Origin of the sequence: Streptomyces silvisoli (genome assembly GCF_029269905.1) — a bacterium.
GTDB lineage: Bacteria > Actinomycetota > Actinomycetes > Streptomycetales > Streptomycetaceae > Streptantibioticus_A > Streptantibioticus_A silvisoli_A.
In genome coordinates, this window is sequence record NZ_JARJBC010000035.1 from 44,588 (window position 1) to 52,491 (window position 7,904).

The window sequence follows — 7,904 nt, forward strand, 5'->3', positions numbered from 1 at the left end:
TCCTTCTAGGTCCGGGGTGGTCGTCCGCCGGACCGTCGCTACTTCATGGGCGTACTCATCGCGTACTCATCGAGTGCTCATCGCAATCTCGACCTACTTCCGACTCGTACCTGACCGCACGGTTACCCGTACCGTTCTCTGTTCCGTGCCGCCTTGTGCTAGGCGGCGTTCCGTACCGCGTGTTCCATGGACCGTTGCAACTCCGCCGTACCGAGCGGCCCCCGGCTCCGAAAGGCCCGGGGGAACGCCCGACGGCGGACCGCCATGTCGTAACACGCCATGTCGGGGTGCAGATACGCACCCCGGCCGGGCAGCGTACCGCGTGGATCAAGGACACACTCATCCTCGATCACCGCGATGCGCAGCAGTTCGTTCTTGGCCGCCCGCTTCCGGCAACCCATGCAGGTTCGCTCAGGGCATGCTCGGGCACGCGTCCGGCCAGACACTGCTTAAGTCTACCTCCCCGCGCCAACCTCACCCCTTCGGGTCGGTTTGCGCTCGGCTGTTCGTTACGAAGTGCTCACTGCCCGCTTACCGCGGTACTTCGGCGTTCTGCGGCTCGGACTCGGTGTCCGGCCGGATGTCGATCCGCCAGCCGGTGAGCCGGGCGGCGAGCCGGGCGTTCTGGCCCTCCTTGCCGATAGCCAGCGACAACTGGTAGTCGGGCACGGTCACCCGCGCGGAGCGACCGGACAGGTCCACCACCTCGACCTTGCTCACCCGGGCGGGTGACAGCGCGTTCGCCACCATCTGCGCCGGGTCGTCCGACCAGTCGACGATGTCGATCTTCTCGCCGTTCAGCTCGGCCATCACCGCGCGCACCCGGCTGCCCATCGGGCCGATGCAGGCGCCCTTGGCGTTCAGCCCCTGGCGGGTGGAGCGCACCGCGATCTTCGTGCGGTGGCCCGCCTCGCGGGCGATCGCCTCGATCTCCACCGAGCCGTCGGCGATCTCCGGGACCTCCAGCGCGAACAGCTTCTTCACCAGGTTCGGGTGGGTGCGCGACAGCGTCACGGACGGTCCGCGCACCCCCTTCACCACCCGGACGACGTACGCGCGCATCCGCGTACCGTGCTTGTACTCCTCGCCGGGGACCTGCTCCTGCGGCGGCAGGATGGCCTCCAGCCTGCCGATGTCGACGAGGACGTTGCGCGGGTCGTTCCCCTGCTGCACCACACCCGCGACGATGTCGCCCTCGCGCCCGGCGTACTCACCGAAGGTGATCTCCTCCTCGGCGTCCCGCAGCCGCTGGAGGATGACCTGCTTGGCGGTGGTGGCCGCGATTCGGCCGAAACCCGACGGTGTGTCGTCGAACTCGCGCGGAGCCTCGCCCTCCGGGACCTCGGAGGCGTCCTCCTTCGCCCAGACGGTCACATGGCCGGTCTTGCGGTCCAGCTCCACCCGTGCGTCGCGGTGGCTGCCCGGCTCGCGGTGGTAGGCGATGAGGAGGGCCGACTCGATGGCCTCGACCAGCAGGTCGAACGAGATCTCCTTCTCCCGTACCAGACCCCGCAGGGCACTCATGTCGATGTCCACGGCTACGCCTCCTCAGTGCTCTCGGCGTTGTCGGCGGCCGGGTCCGTGTCGCCGTCCGCGTCGTCGTCCAGGTCGGGGGTGTCAGCGGGGGCCTTGCGGTTGAACTCGACCTCTACCCGGGCCTTGGCGATCTCCGCGAAGGCGAGGCGGCGGGCGGTGGGCTTGCGGCCCTTGACGCCCGGTACCTCAAGGTCAAGCCCCTCGTCGTCCACCCCCGTGATGCGGGCGACCAGCTCGCCGCCCTCGGCCAGCTGCACCTTGATGAGGCGGCCGGTGTTGCGTACGAAGTGGCGGGGTTCGGTCAGCGGCCGGTCGGTGCCGGGAGAGCTGACCTCCAGGACGTACGGGGCTCCGCCCATCACGTCCGACGTGTCAAGGGCCGCGGAGAACTCACGGCTGAGTTCGGCCACCACGTCCAGCTGTACGCCCTCGTCGGAGTCGACCACGACCCGCAGCATCCGCCGCTTGCCCGCCGGGGTGACCGCGACCTCTTCCAGCTCCAGACCCGCTGCCGATGTCAGCGGCTCCAGCATCTCTCGCAGCCTGTCGGTCTGGGTGGTGCTCATCCGGGTGACTCCTCGGCCGCGTTTGCTGTTGTGGGTTCGTCGCGTGTCGGCATGAGCCTATCGTTTCCGGCACCCGACTGACGATTCGGGCGCCCGTGAGCAGACCCGATGGGTGCACGCGCCCGCCTACCCGTCACGGGTAGGCTCTGCCCTGCCCTGGACCTTGATCCGCCAGGACCGTCCCGGGATCCGGGATCCGCCCCAGCATGCCGCCAGGAAGAGGAACGTGCCGCTCCCCATGACGTCGCAGGCCCCCGGCGGCCCGCGCAGACGGGCCGTCCTCACCGGCGGTCTGGCCGTGCCGCTGGCGGCCCTGGCCGGATGCTCGGGCGGCGCCGCGCACGGCGCCCCGGCCGACCCGACGGCCGAGCTGAGCGCCCGGGCCGCGCGGGACAGCGCCGCACTGCTCGCCCGGTACGACGCCACCGCCGCCGCGCACCCCGCGCTCGCCGACCGGCTGCGTCCGCTGCGCGCCCAAGTCGCCCTGCACATCGCGGCGTTCACGCCGTCGGGCGGCTCGGCGGGCCCGGCCCCCAGCGGGTCCGGCGGCGCGGTCGCGGCCGACCAGAACGCGGCGCTGGCCGCGCTGGCCGACGCCGAGCGGCGCACCGCCGACGCCCGTACCACCGCGCTTCAGGACGCCCCGCCGGAACTGGCCCGGCTGCTCGCCTCGGTCGCGGCGGCCGGGGCCTGCCATGCGGCGCTGCTCCAGGGCGGCGGTGGCTGAAATGACCACTGCCGCAGCTGAGGAGGGCCCGATGACCACCCCGTCACCCGGTGGCGAACTCGCGGCCGTGCAGGCCGCGCTGGCCGCCGAGTACGCCGCCCTGTACGGCTACGGGGTGGTCGGCGCCCGGGTGGACGACGCGCGGCGCGCCGACGCCCGCGCCGCCTACGACGCGCACCGCGCCCACCGTGACGCGCTCACCCGTACCGTCCGCGACCTCGGCGCCGATCCGGTGGCCGCGGACGCCGGGTACGCGCTGCCGTTCCCGGTGACCGACCCCGCCTCCGCGGTCCGGCTGGCCGCGGTGCTGGAGGACCGGGTCGCCGCCGCCTACGCCGACCTGGTGCGGGCCGGACACGGCGACGTGCGCCGGGACGCCGCGGCCGCGCTGCGCGAGTCGGCGGTACGGGCGGTGCGCTGGCGGGGCAGCGGCGCGGCCTTCCCCGGGCTGCCGGAGCGGACCGCCGACGCCGGCTCGTCCGCGTCCGCCACGCCCTCGCCCGACTCCCTGTGAACCGCCACCTGACCGAACCGGACCGGAAGGACCCGTCACCCATGGCTTCGGCACCGCACGTACCGCTGGAGCCACCCGAGCGGCTGGTCCGCGTGCTGACCGCGTGGGAGGGCGAGGCGGGCCGGGAGTGGCTGGCCGGACTTCCCGAGCGGCTCCAGGAGTACCTGGAACGCTGGGAGTTGACGCCGGAGCGGGTGCAGCAGCCCGGCGGGAACATCAGCATGGTGGTGCTGGTCCGGCAGGCCGACGGCACACCCGCGGCGCTCAAGCTGGGCCTGGTGACCGCCGAGACCGCCGAGGAGCACGCCGCCCTGGCGCACTGGGACGGGCTGGGCGCGGTACGGCTGCTGCGCGCAGACGCCGAGCGGGGCGTGCTGCTGCTGGAGCGGCTGCACGGTGACATCTCGCTGCGCTCGCTGCCGGACGCCAAGGCGATGCTGGAGGCCGCCGGAGTGCTGCGCAGACTGTGGGTGCCGGCCGCCGGCCATCCGTTCACCTCGGTCGCCGAGCACACGGCTCGCCTGGCCGGTAAGTTGCGAGAGCGCGCCGAGCGGCCGTGGGCGGCGGACGCCCGCCCGCTGGTCGACGAGGCGCTGGAGCTGCGCGACCGGCTGCTGGCCGATCCGCCGGAACCGGTGCTGCTGCACGGCGACTTCCACCACGGCAACGTGCTCGCCGCCGACCGGCTGCCGTGGCTGGCCATCGACCCCAAGCCACTGGTCGGCGACCCCGGTTACGACCTGGCCTGGCTGGTACGGGACCGACTGGACACCCTGGCCGCGGCGCCCGCGGCCCGGTCCGCGGCGCGTCGGCGGCTGGGAAAGCTGGCCGAGGCGCTGGACGTGGACCGGGACCGGCTGCGGGACTGGTCGTTCTTCCGGGCGGTCGAGGCCGGGATGTGGAGCCTGTCGGTCGGTGACCGGGAGGGCGGCGAACTGCTGCTGGAGTTCGCCAGCTGGCTGTAGGCGTCAGCCGGTCAGCCGGTCCAACGCCTCGGCCACGGACACCTCTTCGCGCTCGCCGGTGCGGCGGTCCTTCAGCTCGACCACGCCCTCGGCCGCCCGGCGGCCCGCCACCAAGATGGTGGGCACCCCGATCAGTTCGGCGTCGGTGAACTTCACCCCGGGCGAGACCGCGGTGCGGTCGTCCACCAGCACCCGGACACCGGCGGCGTGCAGCCGGTCGGCCAGTTGCAGGGCGAGTTCGGTCTGGGCGGCCTTGCCCGCGGCGACGATGTGCACATCGGCCGGTGCCACCTCGCGCGGCCAGCACAGCCCGTGCTCGTCCGAGGTCTGCTCGGCCAGCGCCGCCACCGCCCGCGAGATGCCGATGCCGTAGCTGCCCATGGTGACCCGGACCGGCTTGCCCTCCTTGCCGAGGACGTCCAGGGTGAACGCGTCGGTGTACTTGCGGCCGAGTTGGAAGATGTGCCCGATCTCGATGGCCCGGCCGATCTCCAGGCCCGCGCCGCACTTGGGGCACGGGTCGCCCGGCTCCACCACGACCACGTCCAGGTAGCGGTCGACGGTGAAGTCCCGGCCGCACACCACGTTGCGGGCGTGCCGCCCCGGCTTGTTGGCGCCGGTGATCCACGCGGTGCCCTCGGCGATCCGCGGATCGGCGAGGTACGGAAAGGCGCGGTCCTGCGGCCCGATGTAGCCGCGGACGAGTTCCGGGCGCCCCTCGAAGTCCTCGGCGGTCACCAACTCGACGGTGGCGGGGGCCAGTTGCTCGGCGAGCTTGCCGAGGTCCACCTCGCGGTCGCCGGGAACTCCGATCGCGGTGACCTCTCCGTCGATCTTGACCAGCAGGTTCTTCAGCGTCGCCGAGGCGGGCACGCCCAGGTGTGCGGCGAGCGTCTCGATGGTGGGGGTGTCGGGGGTGTCCAGTTCCTCGACCGGCGGGTGCTCGACGTCGGGGACGGGCGGGACGACGGCGGTGACCGCCTCCGTGTTGGCCGCGTAGTCGCACTTGGGGCAGTCCACGAAGGTGTCCTCGCCCGCCGCCGCGGGAGCCAGGAACTCCTCGGAGGCCGAGCCCCCCATGGCACCGGAGACGGCCGAGACGATCCGGTAGTCGAAGCCGAGCCGCTCGAAGATCCGCACATACGCCTCGCGGTGCAGCCGGTAGGAGGCGGCCAGGCCCTCGTCGTCGGTGTCGAAGGAGTAGGCGTCCTTCATCTGGAACTCACGGCCGCGCAGCACGCCCGACCGGGGCCTGGCCTCGTCCCGGTACTTGGTCTGGATCTGGTAGAGGATCACCGGCAGGTCCTTGTAGGACGTGGCCTGGTCCTTCACCACCTGGGTGAAGATCTCCTCGTGGGTGGGGCCGAGTACGTACTGCGCGCCCTTGCGGTCGCTGAGCCGGAACAGCAGGTCGCCGTACTCGTCGGCGCGGCCGGTGGTCTCGTAGGGCTCGCGCGGCAGCAGCGCCGGGAGCAGCACCTCCTGGCCGCCGATGGCGTCCATCTCCTCGCGCACCACCCGGGAGACGTTGTCCAACACCCGCTTGCCCAGCGGCAGCCAGGTCCACACACCCGCCGACGTACGGCGCACGTATCCGGCGCGCACCAGCAGCTTGTGGCTGGCGGTCTCGGCGTCGGCCGGGGCGTCGCGCAGTGTCTTGAGGAGCATTCGGGACATGCGCAGGACCATGGTGGCTCTCCGTACGGACGCTGTCAGTGTGCCGCGGCCGACGATACTGCGCGGCGCGGCCGGTGCCGTACGGGTTTTCGCGGCTCAGCGTCCGCGCAGCGGCAGCATCGCGCCCATCACCGTGTACGGGGTCCTGGCGCTCGGGAAGTGCACCGGGTGCGCCAGGTCGCGGTAGCCGAGGCCGCGGTAGAAACGGCGGGCGGGGCTGTCCAGGTCCAGCGCGGACAGTATCGTGCGCGGCTGCGGTACCGGGGCGGTGATCTCCGTGATCAGCCGGCGGCCGATGCCGACGCCCTGGTAGGCGGGCAGGACGTGGAGTTCCACGATGACGAACGAGTCGTCCAGCCAGTCGTCGTGGCCGCCTCTGCGCAGATACGGTTCCACGACGGTGGACCACCAGTGGCCGCGGTCGTTGGGCATCCCGTAGACGAAGCCCACCAGGCGGCCGTCGGCGGTGGTGGCGCCCAGTGCCCGGACTCCCGGCAGGGTCAGGTGGCGCAGCACGATCTGGCGGCGGACCGCGATCTCATCGTCGGTGAGCCCGAACGCGAGTGCCTGCACCGCGAGTGCGTCGTCCACCCTGCTCGCCAGATCAAGCGGCCCCACCGCCACGTCGTCCATGACCGGAGCGTACTAGCGGCACGGCCGCGGCAACCACGGCGCCTGAGCCTTGCTGCCCGCCCCGCCCGTGATGGAACGCGCCGGGGCACCCCGCTTCCGCGAGGTGAGCGAGCCAAAGGGCGCGCCAGTCTCGAAAGCGACGAGGAGGAGGGAGCGAAGCGACCGCTCGACGAGGAGTGTCGAGACCGGGTACAAGCGCCCGGAGGCGAGCGAACACAAAAAGGACGTGAGCGAACACAAAAAAGTCAGAACAGCACGCTCATGAACGAGCCGACCTCGGCGAACCCGACGCGGCGGTAGGCGGCCCGGGCGGCGGCGTTGAAGTCGTTGACGTAGAGGCTGGCGACCGGGGCGACATCGCGCAGCGCGTAGTGCAGCACCGCGGACATACCGGTCTCCGACAGTCCGCGGCCGCGGTACTCGGGGGCCACCCAGACGCCCTGGATCTGGCAGGCGTGCTGGGTGACCGCGCCGATCTCCGCCTTGAACACCACCCGGCCGTCCTCGATGCGGGCGAACGCCCGCCCGGAGGTGACGAGTTCGGCGACCCGGGCCTGGTAGAGCAGCCCGCCGTCGCCCGCCAGCGGGGAGACACCGACCTCCTCGGTGAACATGGCGACGCAGGCGGGCATGATCAGGTCCAGCTCGTCCCGCCGGACCCGCCGCACCAGGGGGTCGGGAGGCACGTCGGCGGGCAGCGAGCGGGTGACCATCAGCGGCTGGTGGGCGCGGACCTCGCGGGCCGGGCCCCAGCTGGGCTCCAGCAGCGACCACAGTTCGGCGGTGGACTCGGCCGGCCCGACGATGGAGGAACAGCGGCGTCCGCTGCGCCGGGCCCGTTCGGCGAAGGCACGCACCGCCTCCGGGCCCGCGCAGATCGGCACCAGGTTCGCCCCGGCGTAGCACAGCGACTCAAGGCGTCCACCGGTGTACCAGCCCCACATCTCGCCGCCGAGCCGCCAGGGGTCCAGACCGGCGACGCGTACGCGGGCGGCGACGAAGGCGTTGACGACCGGCTCCCGCTCCAGAACGGCCAGCGCCGCGTCGAGTTCGGCCGGTTCCAGGACCTTGGTGGTGGTCGTCGTCAACACGTGGGCGCCTCACCAGTACGGGGCTGATCTCCGCACTTTACCGTGCGGCTGCGACTGAGGTGTCAGGAGACGGTGACGGCGGGTTCGCCGGAGGGCACGCCCTCGGCCTCCATCAGCGCGGCGAGCTTCATCGCCTCCTCGATCAGGGTCTCCACGATCTTCGACTCCGGAACCGTCTTGATCACCTCACCCTTC

At 72.2% G+C, this 7,904-nt stretch carries 9 protein-coding genes and 1 pseudogene; 3 read left to right on the forward strand and 7 right to left on the reverse strand.

Annotated features, from left to right (window positions below):
- Positions 1 to 158 precede the first annotated feature (158 nt).
- The 3 genes from P3G67_RS33765 to rimP form a co-directional block, all read right to left on the reverse strand.
- A complete protein-coding gene (locus P3G67_RS33765) occupies positions 159 to 446 on the reverse strand; it encodes a YlxR family protein (RefSeq protein ID WP_276096906.1) in 288 nt (95 codons plus the stop codon).
- An 85-nt stretch (positions 447 to 531) separates the two neighbouring features.
- On the reverse strand, positions 532 to 1,536 hold the full coding sequence (gene nusA / locus P3G67_RS33770; protein ID WP_276096907.1) for a transcription termination factor NusA: 1,005 nt from the start codon (positions 1,534 to 1,536) through the stop codon (positions 532 to 534).
- Positions 1,537 to 1,538: 2 nt separating this feature from the next.
- Positions 1,539 to 2,102 carry a ribosome maturation factor RimP gene (gene rimP, locus P3G67_RS33775; protein ID WP_276096908.1) on the reverse strand — a complete coding sequence of 188 codons (564 nt, stop codon included), beginning with the start codon at positions 2,100 to 2,102 and terminating at the stop codon, positions 1,539 to 1,541.
- A 238-nt stretch (positions 2,103 to 2,340) separates the two neighbouring features.
- On the opposite strand from rimP, the gene P3G67_RS33780 reads away from it, so the two are divergent.
- From P3G67_RS33780 to P3G67_RS33790, 3 genes are read left to right on the forward strand one after another with little or no spacing between them, the layout of a single operon-like run.
- A complete protein-coding gene (locus tag P3G67_RS33780; protein WP_269859485.1) occupies positions 2,341 to 2,829 on the forward strand; it encodes a hypothetical protein in 489 nt (162 codons plus the stop codon).
- Positions 2,830 to 2,860: 31 nt separating this feature from the next.
- The gene (locus P3G67_RS33785; protein WP_276096909.1) at positions 2,861 to 3,343 is read left to right on the forward strand and encodes a ferritin-like domain-containing protein; all 483 of its coding nucleotides are present in this window, start codon (positions 2,861 to 2,863) and stop codon (positions 3,341 to 3,343) included.
- Between the two features lie 41 nt (positions 3,344 to 3,384).
- On the forward strand, positions 3,385 to 4,308 hold the full coding sequence (locus P3G67_RS33790) for an aminoglycoside phosphotransferase family protein (protein WP_276096910.1): 924 nt from the start codon (positions 3,385 to 3,387) through the stop codon (positions 4,306 to 4,308).
- 3 nt (positions 4,309 to 4,311) lie between these two features.
- Here the strand turns inward: P3G67_RS33790 and P3G67_RS33795 are convergent, their stop codons facing one another.
- The 4 genes and pseudogenes from P3G67_RS33795 to P3G67_RS33810 form a co-directional block, all read right to left on the reverse strand.
- A complete protein-coding gene (locus P3G67_RS33795; RefSeq protein ID WP_276096911.1) occupies positions 4,312 to 5,985 on the reverse strand; it encodes a proline--tRNA ligase in 1,674 nt (557 codons plus the stop codon).
- A gap of 96 nt (positions 5,986 to 6,081) precedes the next feature.
- Entirely contained in the window at positions 6,082 to 6,618 is a 537-nt protein-coding gene (locus tag P3G67_RS33800) for a GNAT family N-acetyltransferase (RefSeq protein ID WP_276096912.1), read from the reverse strand.
- A 245-nt stretch (positions 6,619 to 6,863) separates the two neighbouring features.
- The gene (locus P3G67_RS33805) at positions 6,864 to 7,709 is read right to left on the reverse strand and encodes a GNAT family N-acetyltransferase (protein ID WP_276096913.1); all 846 of its coding nucleotides are present in this window, start codon (positions 7,707 to 7,709) and stop codon (positions 6,864 to 6,866) included.
- Between the two features lie 62 nt (positions 7,710 to 7,771).
- Positions 7,772 to 7,904: pseudogene (locus tag P3G67_RS33810) on the reverse strand (flavodoxin-dependent (E)-4-hydroxy-3-methylbut-2-enyl-diphosphate synthase); the annotation flags it as partial.